This is a genomic window from Methanobrevibacter gottschalkii DSM 11977, from assembly GCF_003814835.1.
Lineage (GTDB): Archaea > Methanobacteriota > Methanobacteria > Methanobacteriales > Methanobacteriaceae > Methanocatella > Methanocatella gottschalkii.
On the sequence record NZ_RKRG01000001.1, the window covers coordinates 225,858 to 247,040 of the forward strand.

16 protein-coding genes are annotated in these 21,183 nt (G+C 29.6%); 12 read left to right on the forward strand and 4 right to left on the reverse strand.

The genetic code is table 11. The features are described 5' to 3' along the window. Nucleotides 1–183: 183 nt before the first annotated feature. The 8 genes from EDC42_RS01200 (at nucleotide 184) to EDC42_RS01235 (ending at nucleotide 9,091) form a co-directional block, all read left to right on the forward strand. A complete protein-coding gene (locus tag EDC42_RS01200; protein WP_069575626.1) occupies nucleotides 184–1,164 on the forward strand; it encodes a radical SAM protein in 981 nt (326 codons plus the stop codon). A gap of 159 nt (nucleotides 1,165–1,323) precedes the next feature. Then, nucleotides 1,324–2,676, forward strand: coding sequence for an Asp-tRNA(Asn)/Glu-tRNA(Gln) amidotransferase subunit GatB (gatB, locus tag EDC42_RS01205; protein ID WP_069575625.1), 1,353 nt, complete (start codon nucleotides 1,324–1,326; stop codon nucleotides 2,674–2,676). Between the two features lie 12 nt (nucleotides 2,677–2,688). Then, a complete protein-coding gene (locus EDC42_RS01210) occupies nucleotides 2,689–3,495 on the forward strand; it encodes a CBS domain-containing ParB/RepB/Spo0J family partition protein (RefSeq protein WP_069575624.1) in 807 nt (268 codons plus the stop codon). Continuing rightward, nucleotides 3,496–3,783 (forward strand): phosphoribosyl-ATP diphosphatase, encoded by a 288-nt coding sequence (gene hisE, locus EDC42_RS01215; protein ID WP_069575623.1) that lies wholly within the window; start codon nucleotides 3,496–3,498, stop codon nucleotides 3,781–3,783. Nucleotides 3,784–3,813: 30 nt separating this feature from the next. Further along, nucleotides 3,814–4,581: an ABC transporter permease gene (locus tag EDC42_RS01220; protein ID WP_069575622.1), complete on the forward strand. Its 768-nt coding sequence runs from the start codon at nucleotides 3,814–3,816 to the stop codon at nucleotides 4,579–4,581. A 429-nt stretch (nucleotides 4,582–5,010) separates the two neighbouring features. Beyond that, a complete protein-coding gene (locus tag EDC42_RS09750) occupies nucleotides 5,011–6,015 on the forward strand; it encodes an ABC transporter ATP-binding protein (protein WP_083234907.1) in 1,005 nt (334 codons plus the stop codon). Between the two features lie 8 nt (nucleotides 6,016–6,023). Continuing rightward, nucleotides 6,024–6,542: a hypothetical protein gene (locus tag EDC42_RS01230; protein WP_123833369.1), complete on the forward strand. Its 519-nt coding sequence runs from the start codon at nucleotides 6,024–6,026 to the stop codon at nucleotides 6,540–6,542. A gap of 14 nt (nucleotides 6,543–6,556) precedes the next feature. Further along, complete coding sequence (locus EDC42_RS01235) at nucleotides 6,557–9,091, forward strand: CDP-glycerol:glycerophosphate glycerophosphotransferase (RefSeq protein ID WP_123833370.1); 2,535 nt, start codon at nucleotides 6,557–6,559, stop codon at nucleotides 9,089–9,091. Here EDC42_RS01235 and EDC42_RS01240 read toward each other — a convergent pair. Continuing rightward, complete coding sequence (locus EDC42_RS01240; RefSeq protein ID WP_069575620.1) at nucleotides 9,080–9,640, reverse strand: GNAT family N-acetyltransferase; 561 nt, start codon at nucleotides 9,638–9,640, stop codon at nucleotides 9,080–9,082. The genes EDC42_RS01235 and EDC42_RS01240 overlap by 12 nt on opposite strands. A gap of 1 nt (nucleotide 9,641) precedes the next feature. After that, on the reverse strand, nucleotides 9,642–10,403 hold the full coding sequence (gene larB / locus EDC42_RS01245; RefSeq protein WP_069575619.1) for a nickel pincer cofactor biosynthesis protein LarB: 762 nt from the start codon (nucleotides 10,401–10,403) through the stop codon (nucleotides 9,642–9,644). 55 nt (nucleotides 10,404–10,458) lie between these two features. Between larB and hypF the strand changes: the two genes are divergently transcribed. Then, nucleotides 10,459–12,699: a carbamoyltransferase HypF gene (gene hypF, locus EDC42_RS01250; protein ID WP_069575618.1), complete on the forward strand. Its 2,241-nt coding sequence runs from the start codon at nucleotides 10,459–10,461 to the stop codon at nucleotides 12,697–12,699. 26 nt (nucleotides 12,700–12,725) lie between these two features. Here the strand turns inward: hypF and EDC42_RS01255 are convergent, their stop codons facing one another. After that, nucleotides 12,726–13,301 carry an ArsR/SmtB family transcription factor gene (locus tag EDC42_RS01255; protein WP_069575617.1) on the reverse strand — a complete coding sequence of 192 codons (576 nt, stop codon included), beginning with the start codon at nucleotides 13,299–13,301 and terminating at the stop codon, nucleotides 12,726–12,728. Between the two features lie 241 nt (nucleotides 13,302–13,542). On the opposite strand from EDC42_RS01255, the gene EDC42_RS01260 reads away from it, so the two are divergent. The 3 genes from EDC42_RS01260 (at nucleotide 13,543) to dnaJ (ending at nucleotide 17,281) form a co-directional block, all read left to right on the forward strand. Continuing rightward, on the forward strand, nucleotides 13,543–14,094 hold the full coding sequence (locus tag EDC42_RS01260; RefSeq protein ID WP_069575616.1) for a nucleotide exchange factor GrpE: 552 nt from the start codon (nucleotides 13,543–13,545) through the stop codon (nucleotides 14,092–14,094). 40 nt (nucleotides 14,095–14,134) lie between these two features. Further along, nucleotides 14,135–16,006, forward strand: coding sequence for a molecular chaperone DnaK (gene dnaK, locus EDC42_RS01265; RefSeq protein ID WP_069575615.1), 1,872 nt, complete (start codon nucleotides 14,135–14,137; stop codon nucleotides 16,004–16,006). A 129-nt stretch (nucleotides 16,007–16,135) separates the two neighbouring features. Then, a complete protein-coding gene (dnaJ, locus tag EDC42_RS01270) occupies nucleotides 16,136–17,281 on the forward strand; it encodes a molecular chaperone DnaJ (RefSeq protein WP_069575614.1) in 1,146 nt (381 codons plus the stop codon). Nucleotides 17,282–17,646: 365 nt separating this feature from the next. Here the strand turns inward: dnaJ and EDC42_RS01275 are convergent, their stop codons facing one another. After that, nucleotides 17,647–21,135 carry a hypothetical protein gene (locus tag EDC42_RS01275; protein ID WP_069575613.1) on the reverse strand — a complete coding sequence of 1,163 codons (3,489 nt, stop codon included), beginning with the start codon at nucleotides 21,133–21,135 and terminating at the stop codon, nucleotides 17,647–17,649. Nucleotides 21,136–21,183 lie beyond the last annotated feature (48 nt).

Consider the following 21,183-nt stretch of genomic DNA (forward strand, 5'->3'; position numbering starts at 1 on the left):
ACCCATCTCACTTAGTCAAATATAACCCATGTTTAAAAATCGAAAGATTTTAAACAGTAATAAGTAGTTTGTATAATACACTATATAAACCTTTGGGTTTTTATAACCTCAAACTAATAAAATCAGTTCTATTAAGTAAATTAAACTAACTACTATATAAACTTTAAGTCCATATATAAATACATGGATTCTAACATATTTGATTTAATAAAAAAAGCTAATGAAGTCACATTAAACAAACATGGCGATTTAATTACATTAGAGCGAGCAGTATTTTTATCTTGGTGGTGCGATAAAGGAGATTGTGCCTTTTGTTATATGTCCACACAAAAAGATAAAATTAGAGATCCGACCAAAGCGAGACGAAACATTAATAACATCTATGCTGAAGCTGAAATGTGTAAACGTCTTGATTGGAACATTGAATTTTTATCTGGAGGATACGAATCTTATACAACACAAGAAATAAAAGAAATAGCCACAACAATAAAAGATATAACTGGAGATGGTGTATGGTTAAATACTGGAATAACAGATGAATTAGAAGAATATGGTTCTGAAATAAAAGGAATAACCGGCGCTGTTGAAGTAGCAAATCCAAAAATCCATGAAAAGGTATGCCCTTCAAAAAAATTAAGTGATATAAGTAATATGTTAGATACCGCAAACGATTTAGGATTTAAAAAAGCAATCACAATTATATTGGGACTTGGTGAAACACTATCTGATGTGGACTACATAATAAATTATATTCAAGCCCACAAAATCGATAGAGTAATCTTTTATTCATTAAATCCCCACAAAGAAACAATATATGCAAATTCTTCACAGCCCGCTTCTCTTTATTATGCGCAAATAGTAGCTCAAGTTAGATTAGCATTCCCAGATATTGAAATAATCTGTGGAACTTGGATTGATAATCTTGCAAATATAGGCATATTAATATTAAGTGGAGCAAATGGAATTACAAAATTCCCACTATTCAAAATGTTTGGAACAAAATATGGAAAAAGGGTTGAAGAAGAAGTAAAATGGACCGGTAGAAAATTAAAGGGAACATTTACAGATAAAAATCAGTTAGGTCCTAAAAAAAGTGAAATTTCACCAGAATTAGATAAATTTATTAAAAGATATGTGAAAGAATCTCTTAAAAATAAATATTAAACTAAATACGATCCGAAATCATCATCTATAAATTAAAATATTTTATAAAAAATTAAATAAAATAAGTTCTATTTTAATAACCTTTATAAATCTAATATACTAAACATAATTATAATATAAATTACTAGTGGAGGAATTATTATTAACGATGATGTCGATATGATGTGTGGACTTGAAATCCACGTACAGCTAGAAACTGAATCAAAATTATTCTGTGATTGTCCTACAAATTATCAGGATGCTCCAGCAAATACAAATATCTGTCCAGTTTGTCTTAACCAACCCGGAGCAAAACCACATCCCACCAATAAAAAAGCATTAGAAAATGCTTTAATGATTGCTTTGATGCTTAACTGTGAAATTGATCAAGATGTAATCTATTTTATGAGAAAACATTACGATTACCCAGATTTATCTTCTGGATATCAGAGAACTTCTGTCCCAATTGGAATTAAAGGTGAATTAAACGGAATTAGAATTAGGGAAATTCACGCAGAAGAAGACCCGGGTCAATACAAACCGGATAGAGGTATTGTTAACTTCAACCGTTCAGGAATTCCACTGGTTGAAATTGTTACAGAACCGGATATAAAATCTCCTGAAGAAGCAAGAAACTTCTTAAAAGAATTAATTCGTGTTTTACAATACAGTGGAGGGGCTCGTGGAGAAGGAACCATGAGAGCAGATGTAAATATTTCTATCAATGGTGGAAACAGAGTAGAAATGAAAAACGTTAACTCCATTAAAGGAGCTTACAAAGCATTGAAATTTGAACTTGTAAGACAAAAAAACCTTATGAAAAGAGGAGTGGAAGTTAAACAGGAAACTCGTGCTTATTTAGAATCCCAAATGATTACTGTGGGAATGAGGATGAAAGAAGATGCAGATGATTACAGATTCATCACAGACCCTGATTTACCACCAATGCAAATTTCTGATGAAACAATTCAAAGAATTTTAGATACAATGCCTGAAGCACCCCACAACAAAGTAAAGCGATTTGTTGAAGATTATGGTATTGATGCGGAATCTGCAAAAGTTTTAACTTCAGAACTTGATTTGGCTATTGCATACGAAGAAGTTGTAAAAGAAATTGAACCAATATTTGCATCCAAATGGATGAGAGATGAACTTAAAAGAGTTTTATCTTATAATAAATTAGATTTTGCAGATAGTGGAATTAGTGTTGCAAATTTAATTGAATTCTTAAATATGATTCAAACAAAAGAAATTACACAAAAAGCAGCTAAAAAAATCATTGAACAAATGCCAAATAATGAAAAAACACCTAAGGCAATTGCTGAAGAATTAGGATTACTAGGTGTTGTAAAAGATGACGAAGTGCTTGCAGCTGTAAAACAGGCAATCGAAGAAAATCCAAAAGCTGTTGAAGATTACCTGGCTGGTCAAAAAGCTTCAATTAATTTTTTAATGGGACAAGTAATGAAATTAACACGTGGAAAAGCTGATCCTGGAGAAACTGTTAAATTATTAAGAGAGAATATAGAATAGGGAGGAAATAATATGGTGGAAAAAAAATCTTTTGTTAAAGATTATATGACAAAAAATGTTATCTGCGTTTCCCCAAATACTCCTACTGAAGAAATTATTGAATTAATGAGAACAAGTCGGCACAACAGTTATCCTGTTGTTGTAAATGATAGACTTGTTGGAATGGTAACTGCATTTGATGTTGTATCTAAAAAATGGTCAGACACGGTTGAAGGGTTGATGAGCACTAAATTAGTTGTTGCTAACCCTGAATTATCCATAAATGATGCATCTAGAGTAATGTTTAGAAGAGGAATCTCCAGAATGCCTGTTGTTGATGAAAATAGAAAAATTGTTGGAATTATAACAAATACGGATATGGTTAGATCACATATCGAAAGGTCAACACCAAATAAAGTTGAATATTTCAAAAAAACTCTAGAACAATTATACGATATCAAAGCTACATTAAGACACATGCCTGTTGAAACTAATAAATTACGCCCAACACAAGATAGAGTCTATGCGGATGAGCTTGAAGGAAGAACTTATGAATTAAAAAGAGGATTAGCAGAACCTGCAATTGTTGTAAAAACTGGAAATAGATGGATTCTGGTTGATGGGCATCACAGAGCTGTAGCTTCATCACAGCAAGGTTATGAAACAGTTGATTCATATGTTATTGATTTAGGACAAGACATAAAATTAGGTATGGAGAAAACTGCAGATAAAGCGGGAATTAAAACATTTTCAGATATTGAAATTATTGATGATGATAAACATCCTCTGATAGCACTTACAGAAAGCCTTCAAGATCAAGAACGTAAAAGTGATGATTAAATGAATGATAAAATTATAAGAGAAGTATATGAAGTTTTAGAATCACGCCGTGACAATCCTATTGATTCATACACCTCAAAAATCATGCAAAATAGTGATAAAAAAGCAGAAGACAAAATACTTGAAAAAATTGCCGAAGAAGCAGGAGAAGTATTAATAGCTTCTAAGAATGATGAAAATTTAGTTTATGAATCCGTTGATTTGATTTTCCATACATTATTGCTTCTTGCATACAAAGGCATAGACCTTGATGATGTGTTTGATGAATTTGCAAGAAGAAGAAAATAAAATATATTAATTCAGATACTGGTTGAAAACATGTTTGACACATTCACAGAAAAGAAATTTTTATTAAAAGAATTGGTTAAAAAAGATTTGACTTCAAAATATAAAGATTCTGTACTAGGAATACTTTGGAGTTTTTTCAATCCCCTTTTAATAATGTTAGTATTTACAGCAATTTTTTCAATGCTATTCGGACGTCAAATTGAGAATTATCCAGTTTATTTCTTATCCGGAAGAATTATTTTTGATTTTTATAACAGTGGGACAAAAGGTGCTATGAAATCAATAAAAAGAAATGCAAACTTATTAAAAAAGATTTATGTTCCCAAATACATGTTTTCAGTAAGTACAATTTGCTATGAATTTGTTAACTTTTTAATTTCATTTGTGATATTATTCATTGTAATGATACTTACAGGAGCTACATTCCATTGGACTATAGTTTTATCAATCATTCCAATGTTTTTCTTAGTTTGCTTAATATTCGGAGTTGGGTTAATTTTAGCTGTATGTAACACTTATTTTAGTGATATCGGACACTTATACAATGTATTCACTCTCGTATTAATGTATGCATCCGCATTATTCTATCCTATGGAGATAGTTCCAGCAATAGTGCAAAGAATATTTACATTAAATCCAGTTTATTCAGCAATTTCTTGTTTCAGAGAGTGTATTAGCTATGGAATTTTTCCGAATACTTCTACTTTAGCTTATCTAGCCATATTTTCATTTACAACATTAGGAATTGGATTATATCTCTTCAAAATTTATGAAAAGAAATTAGTATTAGAAATATAGGAGATTACCATGAATTTAATTAATAAAATAAGGAATTTATTTAATGATAATACTAAACAAGAAAAAAACAAACATATTCCTCTTGATGCTAAATTTCAGAGCAGTAGATTTAAGAATATCAAAATCCATGCACCGGATTATGTAATGAGTACTGAAAACAGATACCATATGCAAATATTGGATAATTCTAACAACCCTATTAAAAATGAAGCAATAACTTTGGTTATTAATGGAAAATGTTATGAAAAAATAACCAATAAAGACGGATATGCATCAGCCAAAATTTCACCCAATAAAAAGAAAAAGGAAATGAAAATATATTATCTATCAAATGAAGAGTATTGTCCTTGCATAATTGCCAAATTGATACACCCAGATAACATAAATCCTGAAGAAAATAATGAAAACCCAAAATTATATGCTCCAGATATGAGCATCTATTCAAAAGATGAACCAGAATACAATGCTAGATTGCTTGATAGTGAAGATAATCCAATGATTGGTGAAACACTAATATTCAATTTTAATAACCAGACATATGAAAAAATAACTGATGAAGAAGGATTTGCTAGCATAGATTTAAAATTAGATGAAGGAACATATTCAATTGAAACAATATTTAAAGGTGAAAAAGACTCAAATCCTATTACTAAAACATCAACAATAAATGTTAAAACCAGAAATATCGATCGGAAAATAATGATCGAAGTCAAACATCTTGCAATGGAATTTAAAATTTCAAAAGACAAGATAGATACATTAAAAGAATATGTTATTCGAACTATTAAAAGAACCAAAAAAGAACATGAGAAAATTAGAATATTAGATGACATTTCCTTTAACATTTACCAAGGAGAAAGAGTGGGCATATTAGGATTTAATGGTGCTGGAAAAAGTACTCTTTTAAGAATAATAGCAGGAATATATGAACCTACTGAAGGAGAAGTAATAATCAATGGGAGAATTGCACCATTACTTGAATTAAGTGCAGGATTTGATAAGAATTATACTGGAAAGAATAATATCTTTTTGAATGGTGCTCTTTTAAGCATGGAAGAAGACTTCATCAAAGAGAAATATGATGAAATAGTTGAATTTTCTGAACTTGGAGAACATATTAATTATCCAGTTAAGAATTATTCAAAAGGTATGAGGGCGAAATTAGGTTTTTCAATTGCTACTCTTGTAAATCCGGAAATTTTAATTATTGATGAGATTTTAGCTGTTGGAGACATTAAATTCAGAAAAAAAAGTTCTGAAAAAATTAAATCAATGATGAAAGAAGGTGTTACAGTACTTCTTGTATCCCATTCTATAAGTCAAATAAGAAACATTTGCGATAGATGCATTTGGATTGAAAATGGCCATGTTTACATGGAAGGTCCAGCTAAAAAGGTTTGTGATGCATATGTTAAAAGTGCTAAGAAGAAGTAGTGATTAAAATGGATAAGAGATGGATAATGATATTAATATTTTTAATTATAGGGTGCTGTTGCCTATTTTATGTTGTTGAAACATCAACCACTGTTGGGAATGCGATTACTGTAGTAAATAAAACTGTTGTCACATTACCAAACGAATTCTCAATTGAAAGTAGAGAAACTGGCTATGGAACATTAATTAATAAAAATACAAAGGAAAAAATTACCATTAAAGATTTAGGTAAAGGAAATTTAGCATTAACTAAGTTTAAAAATGCATTAACAGATTTAACTAAAAATCCCGATATCGATCATGTTAAAAATTCAACATCAAACATTAATAATATCACTGCATATAAAATTGATTATCAGGATATTACAAAAGAGAATAATTCGGATTTGAGTAATGTTTATGTATTTACTTGCAATCACACATTCTTAATTAAATTAGAAAATTATAATAATAACGTTAAGTCAGATAATGATTTGGATTATGTAATTACACATATGACCCCTGACTTTAAACAATCTCAAGATTAAACAACGTGATAAAATTGGATGAAATTGAATTTTCAGTTATAATACCAACTCATAATTCAGAATTGGGAATAAAAAAATCAATCAAATCCATACTTAATCAAACACTAAACTTTGAGAATAATATTGAAATAATTATTGTGGACAACAATAGTGAAGATAAAACTCAAGACATTTGCTACGATTATATTTCCAAATACCCGAAGAACATATCTTATATCCAATTAGACACAGTTAATCTGCATAAATCAAAAAATACAGCAATGAAACATGCTTATGGGAAATTCATTACATTTTTAAAACCTCATGACTATTTATCAAAAGATTCATTATCACATCTTTTAAAATTTATCAACACTCATGAAAACATTGATTTAGCAATACTTCCGATTTTTTATTATAAAAATAACAGAAAAGAACGTTACATAAATTATAAAATTAAAAACAATAAAAAAATCAATTTAATAGAACAACCACAATATTCCCAATTAATTGGTTTATCCACATTCTTTAAAAAAGAGTCTATTAAAAACATTGAGTTTTTAGATACTACTAATGAAAATATTACTTTTTTCAGCGAAATGTTGATAAATAATCCTTATTTAGGTATTTGCAGCAAAGGAGCATATTTTGCAAAGAATATTGAAGAAAGAATTTATCCTTCAGACACTACCATTTATTCAACAAAAGAATATGAAAAATTTATCAAATATAATTTTAATAATCTGAAAAATAAATGTTTCAACAAATTTTCTAAAATACCCGAATTCATACAATTTAGCTTTATAAATCATTTAAGATGGTTATTATCTATAAAAAAAACAGAAGAAAAGATTGATTTGAAAAGTTTAATTGATACTATATCATATATAAACAATGATATTCTTTTAGAAAACAGATTACTTAAACAGGAACTAACGATTACCACTTTTTTATTAAAATACAACAATGACTTAAGCAATGATTTAATGGAAAAATTAGATTTGAATACACTTTTTATTGACATATATGATATTATCGACAATAAGATCCACATTTTAGCAAATATCAAAAATATCACAACAGGAGATATTAATATATTAGTCAATAACAAAAAGATTAAATTTAAAAAATTAACATTTCCTCACAAATATGCTCCTAGTTTAGGTTATAATCTATTACAAGATTATTCAATAGAATGTATTATTCCAATTAAAACAAATGAAAAATTCAAACTTGAATTTAAACAAAAAGACAAATTGTTACATATTGATTTTTCAAGACCTTGTAATTTCTCAAAAAGTGTCGGTTATGCAAAAACTAAACATTACTTAAGTATTTTAAAAGATGACCACATATCTATTGAGAAAAAAACAACATTAAAATGGATAAAACAAGAATTAAAAAGTTTAAAGACTATGTTTAAAAATCATGAAACTGGATTTATAAAAGCAGTTCCCTTTAGAGTAGCTTATATGATAAGTTATCCATTTTTAAGAAATAAAAAAATATGGTTTTTTATGGATCGCCCCGATGAAGCAGATGATAATGGATTAGCATTATTTAAATATGCTGTCAAACAAGAGGATGATATATCTAAATACTTTATTTTAAGCTCAAAAAATAATGATTTCAATAATATAAAAAAGATAGGGAAAGTTATTAACTATAAATCCCTCAAACATAGATTTTTAGGAATGTTTGTTGAAAATATTATCACATCACATCCTGACAATGGAATTATTTATCCATTTTGGGGAGGTTATCCATTTTTTGCAGGCCTTTTAAGATCAAGCACTATGTTTTTACAACATGGTGTTGCAAAGGACGATATTTCCTATTGGGCGAATAAAGCAAACATGAATTTATCTTTATTTTTAACATCGACTATTCAAGAGTATGAGTCAATATTAGAAAACCATTATAACTATGATGATTATGTTGTTCAATTGCTGGGGTTGCCCAGATTTGATAATCTTAAAAATCAAGAAGAAAAAAGACAAATCCTTATTATGCCTTCTTGGAGACGGGATTTGAATTATAAATCAAAAGAGTATATTAAAAAGAATGGATTTTTCAAAAAATTCAATTCATTAATAAATAATAAAAGATTAATAGAAACGGCACGTGAAAATAACTATGAGATAATCTTTAAACCACATCCCAATGTTTATAAATTCATTGATTTGTTTGATAAAAATAATTATATTGAAATTGATTATGGTAAAACAAAATATCAAGAATTATTCAATAGCGGATCTTTAGTAATTACAGATTACTCGTCTGTAGCCTTTGATTTTGCATATCTCTACAAACCAGTCCTATACTACCACTATGATAATGATTATCATTTTAATTTAGAAGAAGGATATTTTAATTATGAAACTATGGGATTTGGAGAAGTTGTTAAAAAAGAAGATGAATTGGTTGATTTGGTCATTGAATATATTAAAAATGATTGTAAAATCAAAGAAAAATATTCCAATAGAATTAAAAATACTTTCAAATTTAATGATAAAAAAAATTGTAAAAGAACATATGATAGAATTAAAGAGATTACATTAAAGGATTAATTCCATATTATACATTCCTCTTTCAAAATTTCCAATTTTAACTCTTTTTTTATTAAAAATAGTAAAACCAATTCTTTCATAAAGTTTTCGAGCTCCAACATTTCTAAAATCAGCATCGATAATTACACGATTTAAATTTTTAGAGCGAGCATAATCAATAACATCAAGTACAACTTTACGGCCTAATCCCTGGCCTCTTAATGATTCATCAATTGCAAGTTCTGCAAGATACAGATCATCTTTTTTAACATCACACAATACAAAATAATCCAATATGTCAACGAGGATTAATCTTAATGATTTTAACCTTAAATCAAATGATTTTTCAGAAATATACATTATTAAAACACCAATTATTTGCATTTCATCATTTAAAATTACTTTAAAAGTATTTTCAGGTCCATGTTTCCTTAAATCGTTCTCAATTGTTGAAATAGCTTCTTTTGGAGTTTTAAATAACAAATCAAAAGTTCTAAAATCAACATCATAAACCAATTCGGCGACTTTATAAGTATCATGAATGTGAGGATTAAAATTTACGTATCTCAAGTTAATCACTATTTACAATAGTAAGTGCAAATACACCAGCACCAAAACCATTATCAATATTTACAACTGCAATTCCAGGAGCGCATGATTGAAGCATTGCATCAAGAGCAACTCTTCCACCTTCACCAACACCGTAACCTACAGAAGTAGGAACAGCAATGACCGGAACATCCACCAAACCTGCAACAACAGAAGGAAGAGTTCCTTCCATTCCGGCACAAACAATAATTGCACGAACATTTTCTTCAACCATCCGAGCAATTTGAGGAAATAGCCTATGAATTCCGGCCACACCAACATCATATGAAGTGATAGCTTCACAACCACCTTCTTCTACAATCACACGAGCCTCTTCAGCAATATTGACATCTGAAGTTCCAGCAGTCATAATGCCAACTTTTGCAATGGCTGGTTTTTCTACAATCTCTTTTCTTATAATTAAAATTTGAGCCCTTCTATTATATTCAAAAACAAATGAGTTTTCACCCAAATCATTTAGAATATTTTCATATCTTTCTTTAGATAATCTTGTAACAATCAAATTATCATTATTAGATTGCATGTATTTTTTTATTATTAAAAGTAAATCTTCATATTCTTTACTTTGTGCAAAGACAGCCTCTGGAAAACCAGCCCTATTCTTTCTTTTAGAATCAAATTTAGCAACTTCATTAAATTCTAAAATATTATCCGCATTAATCAATCTTTCAGCTTCATCAATATTAATTTCGCCATCAACCAATCTTTCAAGAATATCTTTCATGATATAATATTTAAGATAAAATTATATAAAATTTAACTTACAATAATATAACTTAATGAAAGCTTTAAAGATTTTAACACAAGGAATAGTGCAAGGCGTAGGATTCAGGCCATATGTTTATAGACTAGCAGTTGACCTGAATCTTAAAGGATATGTTAGAAACCTTGGAAATGTAGTTGAAATCATTATTGAAGGTCAGAATACTGAATTATTTGTTGACAGACTCCCAAAAGAATTACCGCCAATAGCAAAAATTAATTCAATGAACGTAGAGGAAATTGAGAAAACAAATTATACTGATTTTAAAATAATCGAAAGTGGAAATTCATATTCTGGAATTAGCGTAGTTCCACCAGACATTGCAATATGCGATAAATGTCTTGAAGAAATACGCAATCCTACTGATAGACGTTATAAATATGCATTTAATGCATGTACTGATTGTGGTCCAAGATTTACAGTGATTGAAAGTGTTCCCTATGACAGGATAAGAACTTCAATGGATGAATTTCCATTATGTGACGATTGTTCAGTAGAATACGAAGAACCATTAAACAGACGTTACCATGGTGAAGCAATATGCTGTAGTGAATGTGGACCCCAAATGGAAATATATGAAGGTAAACATAAAATAAATACAGATAATCCAATAAAAGTAGGTGCAAATAAATTAAAAGATGGTAAAATATTAGCCATTAAAGGAATTGGTGGAACACACCTTGTTGTTGATGCTTATAATAATAAAGCAATTAAAGAATTAAGAAAACGTCTTAATCGTCCAAATCAAGCTTTCGCAGTAATGTGTAAAGATTTAGAAAGCCTTCAAAATTATGCAGAATTAAGCAAGAAAGAAATTGATACAATATCATCAAATAAAAGACCCATTGTTATTTTAAAGAAAAAAAACAATTATCCTTTCCCTGAAAGTTTATCCCCTAGACTTCACAATATTGGTGTGATGCTTCCTTACTCTCCAATGCATTATTTACTATTTGACGAAGGGGATATTGACACATATGTTATGACTTCTGCAAACATTCCTGGAGAACCTATGATGATTGAAAATGAAGATATCATCAATGGAATTAATGATTACTCATTAATCCATAATCGCCGAATACTAAACCGATGCGATGATTCGGTGATTCGATTTAGAAACAATGAATTGTCATTTATTAGAAGATCACGCGGATACACACCAGAACCCTATACAATAAATTACGAAGTGAACGATTTGAATATACTTGCATTAGGTCCAGAACTTGATGTTACATTCTCAATTGCAAAAGACAATATTGCATATCCCTCCCAACACATTGGAAATACAAATAAACCAAAAACATTAGCATTTTTAAGAGAAGCTATTGAAAATATGCAGAGAATTACAAAAATAAACGAATATGATATAATCGCTTGTGATATGCATCCTCATTTTTTCACAACAAAGCTTGCTTATGAACTTGCTGAAAAATATGATGCTGAAGTTCAGCCAATCCAACACCACCATGCGCATTCTGTCGCTCTTTCAAACGATAATGCAATTGACGAAATGATTGTGATTGCTGCTGATGGAGTAGGTTATGGAAGTGACGGAACTAGTTGGGGTGGTGAAATTCTCTACACCGATATAAAAAATTTCGAAAGACTAGGACACTTACAAACCCAGCTAATGCCGGGTGGTGATATTGCTACAAAATATCCTGCCAGAATGCTTGCAAGTATATTGAATGATGAAAATTTAATTAAAAATTATTCAGATTACTTCAAATATGGAGAAATAGAAATAAAGAACATTTTCAAACAGATGGATGCGGGAATAAATGTTGGTAAAACAACAAGTACCGGAAGAGTTCTTGATTCAATGGCTGTTGCTCTTGAAATATGTAATGAACGCACCTACGAAGGAGAATGTTCAATGAAGCTTGAATCAGCAGCATACTATTCAAATAAGAATATAGAAATCCCATTGAACATTGAAAATAATATTTTAAATACAAGTGAAATATTAAAAGAAGTTGTAAAATTATATCAGGATGGTGAAAAGAAAGCAGATGTTGCTGCTGCTGGTCAAAATGCTATCGCACGTGGTTTAAGCCAACTTGCAATAAATGCTGCAAGTAAAAAAAGTATTCAGGAAATTGGTGCTACGGGAGGAGTATTTTACAATGAAGCTATTACAAACACAGTTAAAAATTACGTAGAAAATAATGGATTCAATTTTATTCAGCATAAAAATACTTGTGCTGGAGATGGATCTGTATCATTAGGCCAAGCCATAATTGCTAAAAAAGTATAAAAAGATGGATTATAACCAACCATCCATCATCTATTTTTTAAAGTTCTTTCAAGAATATATTCTGCTCTTTCTTTAAGATTGCCATATAATCTTATTTGATTTTTCAACTCATCAATAGCCTCCAGTTGTCCATCATCTATTCTTTTTTCAATATCCAATAATCTAGACCATTCGTCACCTGATGGAAGTTGTAATGTATTGAGCATATCCTCAGACAAGTTAACATCAAAAGTATTCCTATTAATAGTAATATGAATATTAACTTCATTTTGTAAATCATAATATTTACGTGGGCGTCCTCTTAAAATCTTTTTATAAGAAGAATTCAATATACCTATATCCTCCATTGCACGTAAATGAGCTATAATTGCTTTTTGACCAATATCCAGTTCATTTGATATTTCACTAACAAACATAGGCTCTTCCCTTAAAAGATTTATAATATCTCTTCTAGTCTTACAACCCATTACATCAAGGATGTCCTCTTTATCAATCCCTCCTAATTGGTCATTATAGTTTCCTCTAATTTCTATGTGGCCATTAGAAGAATTGACATTTTTACGATTTTTTTTAATATTATCAATGTCATCATTTCTAATCATGATTATACATTATATCGAAACCTTTATATAACTTTTTGTTACTATAATAATGTAAGAGAAAGATAACTTTTTGTTACTTTAATATCTGGTTCAGAAAAACTTAATGTAATAACTTTAAATGAATGAACCATTTTCCTATATATCCATAAATTCCCAAAAACCTATATTAAAGAACATAAAGTTCAAATTCTCGCAATATAGTTATTACAAAAGTTTTTCAATAAACCTAAAAGGTGCAAATATGACTGACGAAAATAAAAGCGAAACTGAAGCTGAAACTCAAGACTTTCAAGAAAAATATGATGAACTTCTTGAAAAATTAGCTCTTAAGGAAGAAGAGCTGAAAGAAGTCAAAGAAAATCTTGAAAAGCAAGAAGCAGAAACTCAAGAGTACATTTCACTTTCACAAAGACTTCAAGCAGATTTCGAAAATTTCAAAAAAATTACTGATAAAAGAAACAAAGAGTTTATTAAATTCGCAAATGAAGATATTATAAAAGATTTTCTTGATTGCTACGAAGATTTCGGTAGAGCTTTAGAAATTAAGAATAATGATGACTTAAAAGAAGGTGTAGAACTCATATATAATAAATTCAAAGATATTTTAACAAAAGAAGGAATTAAGGAAATTCCTACAAAAGGAGAAAAATTTGACTTGAACAAACATGAAGCAATGATGGTTCAAGAATCTGAAGATGTTGAAAACGATTATATTATAGAAGAGTTAATGAAAGGCTACATGTACAAAGATAAAGTCCTTAAATACTCAAAAGTTATTGTTTGTAAAAAATAATATTTATTAATTTATTTATGAAAAAAATTAGGTGATAATTATGTCTGATACTAAAAAAGAAAAAATTATTGGAATTGATTTAGGAACAAGTAACTCTGCTGCATCTGTGCTTGTAGGGGGTAAACCAACTACAATCCCATCTGCAGAAGGAGCAAGTCAATATGGTAAATCTTTCCCAAGTTATGTTGCATTTACTCCAGAAGGTCAAATGTTAGTAGGTGAACCGGCAAGAAGACAAGCTGTAACCAACCCAGAAAATACTATTAGTGCAATTAAAAGAAGTATGGGTACTGATCACAAAGTTACAGTAAATGGAAAACAATACTCCCCTCAAGAAATCTCTGCATTCATCTTACAAAAAATTAAAAAAGATGCAGAAACCTTCCTAGGAGAACCTATCGAAAAAGCTGTAATTACTGTACCTGCTTACTTTGATGATAACCAAAGGACCGCAACTAAAGATGCAGGAACAATTGCAGGACTTGATGTTGTAAGACTCGTAAACGAACCAACAGCTGCAAGTCTCGCATATGGTCTTGATAAATCAGAAGATGATGACATGAACATTATGGTTTACGATTTAGGTGGAGGTACCTTAGATGTAACCATTATGGAATTCGGTGGAGGAGTATTTGAAGTAAAATCAACCAGTGGGGATACCCAACTTGGTGGTACTGATATGGATAATGTATTAATCAAATACTTAGCCAGTGAATTCAAAACCCAAGAAGGTATTGATTTAATGGATAACGATCAAGCAGTGCAAAGATTAAGAGAAGCTGCTGAAAAAGCAAAAATAGAATTATCCACCACTACAACTACCCAAGTCAATTTGCCATTCATTGCAATGGGGTCTGATGGAACACCTAAAAACTTAATTATTGATCTTACAAGAGCAAAATTAGAAGAATTGGTCGACAGTATTGTAGAAAAATCTGGTAAACCTATGCAACAAGCATTAGATGATGCTAAAATGAATAAATCTGAGATTGATAAGATTATTTTAGTTGGTGGACCTACCAGAATGCCAATTGTACAGAAATTCGTTGAAAAATTCATAGGTAAACCAGTTGAACGTGGTATCGATCCGATGGAATGTGTATCCATGGGTGCTGCTATCCAAGGAGGAGTATTGGCTGGTGAAATTAAAGACATCGTTCTTTTAGATGTAACTCCATTATCTTTAGGTATTGAAACCTTGGGTGGAGTGTCAACTACTTTAATTGAAAGAAACACAACTATTCCTACTAAAAAAAGTCAAGTATTCTCCACAGCTGCAGATAACCAACCATCTGTAGACATTAATGTATTGCAAGGAGAAAGAAAAATGGCGGCGGACAACACTTCACTTGGACGTTTCCAACTTGTAGGTATTCCACCTGCACCAAGAGGTGTTCCGCAAATTGAAGTAACTTTTGATATTGATGCAAACGGTATTATTAATGTAACTGCTAAAGACAAAGGAACTGGTAAAGAACAAGCAATCACTATTACTTCCTCAACCAAATTATCTGATGAAGAAATCGAACAAAAAATCAAAGAAGCAGAAATGAATGCTGAAGCTGATGCTAAAAGACAAGAAGAAATCGAAATCAGAAACAATGCAGACTCATTAATCTACACTTCAGAAAAAACTTTAGATGACCTCAAAGATCAAGTATCTGAAGATGAAAAAACAAAAGTCGAAGACCTTGTTAAAGAATTAAGAGAACTTATAGCCGGCGATGACGTTGATGCCATTAAAGCAAAATCTGATGAACTATCTAATGTAGTTCAAGAGATTGGTGCAAAAATCTACCAACAAGCACAAGCTGAAGCACAAGCACAACAACAAGCAGGTGCTGACCCTAATGCTGGTGCTCAAGACAAAGATGATGACACAATTGATGCAGACTATGAAGTAAAAGACTAGATTAAATAATAAAGTTTTATTTTCATTGTTAGGTTAATAACAATCAGAATCAAAAAATAAACTAGCAATAGATAAAACTATTATTTTTTCTATCTATTTTTTAAAAATTATTTTTATTAAGGTGAATAAATGGCAGACAAGCGTGATTATTATGAAGTTCTTGGAGTAGATAAATCTGCTGATGAAAAGACAATTAAAAAAGCTTATCGTAAATTAGCTAGAAAATACCATCCGGATGTTTGTGACGAGCCGGATGCTGAAGATAAGTTCAAAGAAGTAAGTGAAGCTTACGCTGTCTTGTCCGATGATGATAAACGCCAAAGATACGATCAATTTGGTCATGCAGGAATGGATGGATTTAGTGCTGAAGATTTCTATCAAAATGTAAACTTTGAAGATATATTCCAAGGATTTGATATAGGAAATATCTTTGATATGTTCGGTTTTGGTGGAGGAGCACGTTCTAGAGGTGGAAGAACTGGTCCTCAAAGAGGTTCAGATATTTACACAGAAATACCAATTACTTTAGAAGAAGCATTCAACGGATGCGAAAAAGAAATAAAAATTACTAGAAGTGAATTATGTCCTACCTGTAAAGGATCTAAATCAAAACCGGGTTCTAATCCAGAAACATGTAAAACATGTGGAGGAACAGGACAAATTAAAGAAGTCAGTAACACTTTCCTTGGACAGATGGTTAATGTAAGACCATGCAGAGAGTGTGGAGGTACGGGTAAGATTATTACAGATCCTTGTGATGAATGTCACGGAAGAGGTAGTGTGAGAAAAACTAAAACAATTAAAATCGAAATTCCAGAAGGTGTTGACGAAGGAAACCACTTAAGAGTTTCACGCGAAGGAAACTGTGGTGATAAAGAAGGTCTTGAAGGAGATTTAATTGTTACAGTACATGTTAAAAAACATAAAAAATTCAAACGTGAAGGAGATCACTTATACTTGGAACAGCAAATCAGCTTCCCTCAAGCAGCACTTGGTGATGTGCTCAGCATCCCTACTATTGAAGGGAAAGAAATTGAATTCAAAGTCACTCCAGGTACACAAAGCGAAACTGTTTACAAATTAAGAGGACAAGGTATGAACTCTGTTAGACATAACAGCAGAGGAAATCTTTATGTGAATGTTACAGTTGTTGTTCCTAAAAAATTAAGTTCAAAACAAAAAGAATTGCTTAAAGAATTCGCCGAGGTCAGCGGAGATGAAATTAAGCATGTTGAAAAAGGACTCTTTGATAGAGTTAAAGATGCAATGAAGTAAATTGGTTAAATGCTAATTTACTTTACCCCTATTTTACTGAATACCTGATTAATTTATTTTATAAATTTTTAATAGCTATTTTTACATGATTATATCAACACATGCTATTTTTCAATATATAATAGCAAAACTAGATAATAAACTAACATTTTATCTGACCAGTAATTTCAAAAAATAGCAGAAATTAATATCAATTTTAACTACCGAATAATCAGAAATAGCTAAAATTAAATGAATAATTATGAAATATACTCAAATATTAAAATAACAATGATGCAATATAATTAATTCATATCTTAAAAATGATAAAAATGAATTAAGTAATCTACATGAAAAAATAAAAATAGGATAGAAATTGAAAATTTCTATCGTTTAACTGAAATTTTAACAGATTTTGAAGATACTTTATAATATTTATTACCTGCAAATTTAACATAAGCTTTATAAGTACCTTTTTTAGCTAATTTGGTAATTTTAAAAGTAGCTTTACCTTTAGAATTGGTAACTGCTTTGTATACTTTACCTTTAACTTTAATAGTAACTTTGGCTTTTTTAATTGCCTTACCTTTATTGTCTTTTAAAGTAATAGTGTACTTTTTAACTTTAGTTTTAGCTTTAAAAGTCTTTTTAGCAACAGTTAATTTAGTTGCTTGTTTAATGACTTTGATTTTTGCAATTGCAGTAGATGCAGTATAGTTCTTATCCCCAGCAAATTTCATTTTTAATTGGTAATTACCTATTTTATTAGCAGAAAGTTTGAATTTGATTACTCCTAATGAATTTGTTGTGTAACTCTTAGTCTTACCATTGAAGTAAATAGAAACTTTTTTATTTGCTAAACCTTTACCGTTCACATCCTTTACAGCTATATTAAAGTATGAACCAGATTTAACTGAAGTTAAATAAACAGTTGTAGATGTTTTTGCAACGATTTTACTTGCAGATGCATCAACAGAAATAATACTATTTACTGATTTAGGACCATATACCTCATTACCATTAAATGAGACCACAACATTATGAATACCTGAATCAGGATTAAGTAAAAATGCTGCATAGCCGTTTGCATCAGTAGTTACATTATAAACAATACCGTCCATTGTTAAAAAGAGAACAATATCTGAAATTGGATCTCCATTTTCATCTAATGCAGCAACTGGGAATACAGCACCTTTAATATATTCAGTAAATATATTTGGTGCAGATATAATAGTTTTTAATGCAGGAGTATTATTAGCAGATATAACTTCCTTATCTGAAACAATGGAATCAGTACCTACGGCTTTTTTAGATACCAAATAATTATTTTTTACAGTTAAATTAGAATTTATAGCCTCAATAGTGTGATTACCAGTAGTTCTAATGTCATTACCTAGAATATCAACATTTCCTTTTAATGTTTTAACACCAATCCCTGATGTAACAATCTCATTATCTTTAATTATCACATCACCTTTAGTGCTGATAGCTAAAGAATTTAAAGGTAAAATTGAATCTCCAGTACCATTAGTACCATTATTATTTCCTAAAGAAGATATTGAATTATTAGAAATAGTACCATTATCCCTAATACTTGCAACAACACCAAAAGTATAATTACCAGCAGCAATTATTGTGTTATCAAAAACATAAGGATTTGGCTCCATTAATTCCATAGCACAAGCAGCATAAGCATTTACTCTAATTGTATTATTATCATAAGTAATATTTTCAATAGGACCCATAAAATTTGCAGAATAAACACCATAAACAATAATATCAGCATTCACAATAACATTATTATTTTTTATAACACCATTACTTGACAATGCATCAACATTAACACCATTAGCATATTTACCATCAGAAGAAATATTTACAAAATTATCACCAACAGTAAAATTCTCCGCAGAAATATAAATACCATAAGTATAATTATTACCCAGAGCATTGACCGTGTTATTAGAAATTAAAATATCAGAACTGACAATTGAATAAATTATATTGTCTTCTTCATCAAAAACATAATTATAAGGATTACTTCTTACACTAACAACATAAATAGTATCGAAACTGCCACTAAAATTATTATATTTTAAATCAACACGATTATCTATAAATTTTACATCCTCACAATAATAGAAAACAATACCTTCAGAATAAACAGTTGCCTCATAAGTTACAGGATTATAACTCACATCAATAGAAGGAATATTAATATTGATATTATTATTGTCAACAATAATGTTTTTAGCAATTATTTTTTTATTTTCATCACCATTTACACGAATAGCATTATTAACCATAGTTCCATTGGTATTTCCAGTAAATAAGATATTATTATTAGAAATAACTAAGTTACTTAATTTATCAGAGTAAATTGCATAACTTTCAACACCACCAGTCGTATTAACATTAATATTATTATCATTAATAGTAATATTGCCTTTTTCGACAAGGTTTAAACCAATACCCCCAGAGTTAATTTTATTTTTTTCAATTAATACACTACCCTTTACACTAATACCTAATGAATTTAAAGGCAATAAAGGATCACCAGTACCATCAGTACCATTATTATTTCCTAAAGAAGATATTGAATTATTAGAAATAGTACCATTATCCCTAATACTTGCAACAACACCAAAAGTATAATTACCATTCATGATTATGAGGTTATCTGCAATGTATGGATTGCATTCAACAATTTCCATACCGCAACCAACATAAGATTTACCTATAATTGTATTATTTACATATGAAATATATTCAATGGGACCATTCATTTGGTAAGAATAAATACCATAAACATCATATGGTGATTCAACACTTATCAAATTATTACTTACAATACCTTCAGATGCAGGACCATCAATATTAATACCATTAGCATAATAAAAATCAGCTGTTGAATTAATTACATTATTAAAAAGTTTAAAATCATTAGCAGACAGGAAAATAGTGTAAATATAATTATGTCCATTAGCATTTATTGTATTATTAATAATTTCAATGTCAGAAGAAACAATTGTATTCTCAAAGTTATAAGGATTTCCTCTTACACTTAATGCATAAATAGTATCGAAACCACCACTAAAATTATTATATTTTAAATCAACACGATTATCTATAAATTTTACATCCTCACAATAATAGAAAACAATACCTTCAGAAAAAACTTTTGATTCCCAAGTAACAGGATCATAACCCACATCCACAGAAGGGATTTTTATATTAATTACATTACCTTCAACAATAATCTTTTTTGAAGCAATTGCAGAATCTTCATCACCAGTTACACGAATAGCATTATTAACCATCGTACCTTTAGTATTACCAACATAATTTATAGTATTATTGATAATTTTAAAATCATTTACAGTATTGGCAAAAATAGCATAACCCTCTGTCCCTTCAAGTGTTTTGAAATTAATTATATTATTAGATAAAGTTACACCATTTACATTTTCTATATCAAATAAATAAACATCAGAATGATCAAGAACAAACCCATCAATCACCACATTATCTGCACCAATAATGAAAGTAACATTATTAAGAGTAGTATTACCACCAGATAACTTAACAGATTTACCAATTGTCATATAACTGACATCGATTCCAGTAAAATCTCCTTTAAATATTAACTCATCACTAGAAACATTATCTAATAATGTACCATCATTTCCAAAATAATTATGGAAAGTATCTTTAGTTACAACATTAGTTTGTGTTTCTAAAACATCAGCTTCTGATAAATCCGAATCATCAGAACTTACTTCTAGAACAGTCTCATTAACAATACCCACATCATTACTTACAGCAACATCATTTTCAGAAATAGCAAAAGCAACACCAGTAGATAATAAAACCACTGAAAGTAAAATTAATGAGATAATTAAACTCTTTCTTTTAATAATTCC

Bases quoted from the DNA above. Each gene is read 5' to 3' on its own strand.
- EDC42_RS01200 (WP_069575626.1), top strand. From the start codon at position 184: ATGGATTCTAACATATTTGATTTAATAAAAAAAGCTAATGAAGTCACA.
- gatB (WP_069575625.1), top strand. From the start codon at position 1,324: ATGATGTGTGGACTTGAAATCCACGTACAGCTAGAAACTGAATCAAAA.
- EDC42_RS01210 (WP_069575624.1), top strand. From the start codon at position 2,689: ATGGTGGAAAAAAAATCTTTTGTTAAAGATTATATGACAAAAAATGTT.
- hisE (WP_069575623.1), top strand. From the start codon at position 3,496: ATGAATGATAAAATTATAAGAGAAGTATATGAAGTTTTAGAATCACGC.
- EDC42_RS01220 (WP_069575622.1), top strand. From the start codon at position 3,814: ATGTTTGACACATTCACAGAAAAGAAATTTTTATTAAAAGAATTGGTT.
- EDC42_RS09750 (WP_083234907.1), top strand. From the start codon at position 5,011: ATGAGCATCTATTCAAAAGATGAACCAGAATACAATGCTAGATTGCTT.
- EDC42_RS01230 (WP_123833369.1), top strand. From the start codon at position 6,024: ATGGATAAGAGATGGATAATGATATTAATATTTTTAATTATAGGGTGC.
- larB (WP_069575619.1), bottom strand. From the start codon at position 10,403: ATGAAAGATATTCTTGAAAGATTGGTTGATGGCGAAATTAATATTGAT.
- hypF (WP_069575618.1), top strand. From the start codon at position 10,459: ATGAAAGCTTTAAAGATTTTAACACAAGGAATAGTGCAAGGCGTAGGA.
- EDC42_RS01255 (WP_069575617.1), bottom strand. From the start codon at position 13,301: ATGATTAGAAATGATGACATTGATAATATTAAAAAAAATCGTAAAAAT.
- EDC42_RS01260 (WP_069575616.1), top strand. From the start codon at position 13,543: ATGACTGACGAAAATAAAAGCGAAACTGAAGCTGAAACTCAAGACTTT.
- dnaK (WP_069575615.1), top strand. From the start codon at position 14,135: ATGTCTGATACTAAAAAAGAAAAAATTATTGGAATTGATTTAGGAACA.
- dnaJ (WP_069575614.1), top strand. From the start codon at position 16,136: ATGGCAGACAAGCGTGATTATTATGAAGTTCTTGGAGTAGATAAATCT.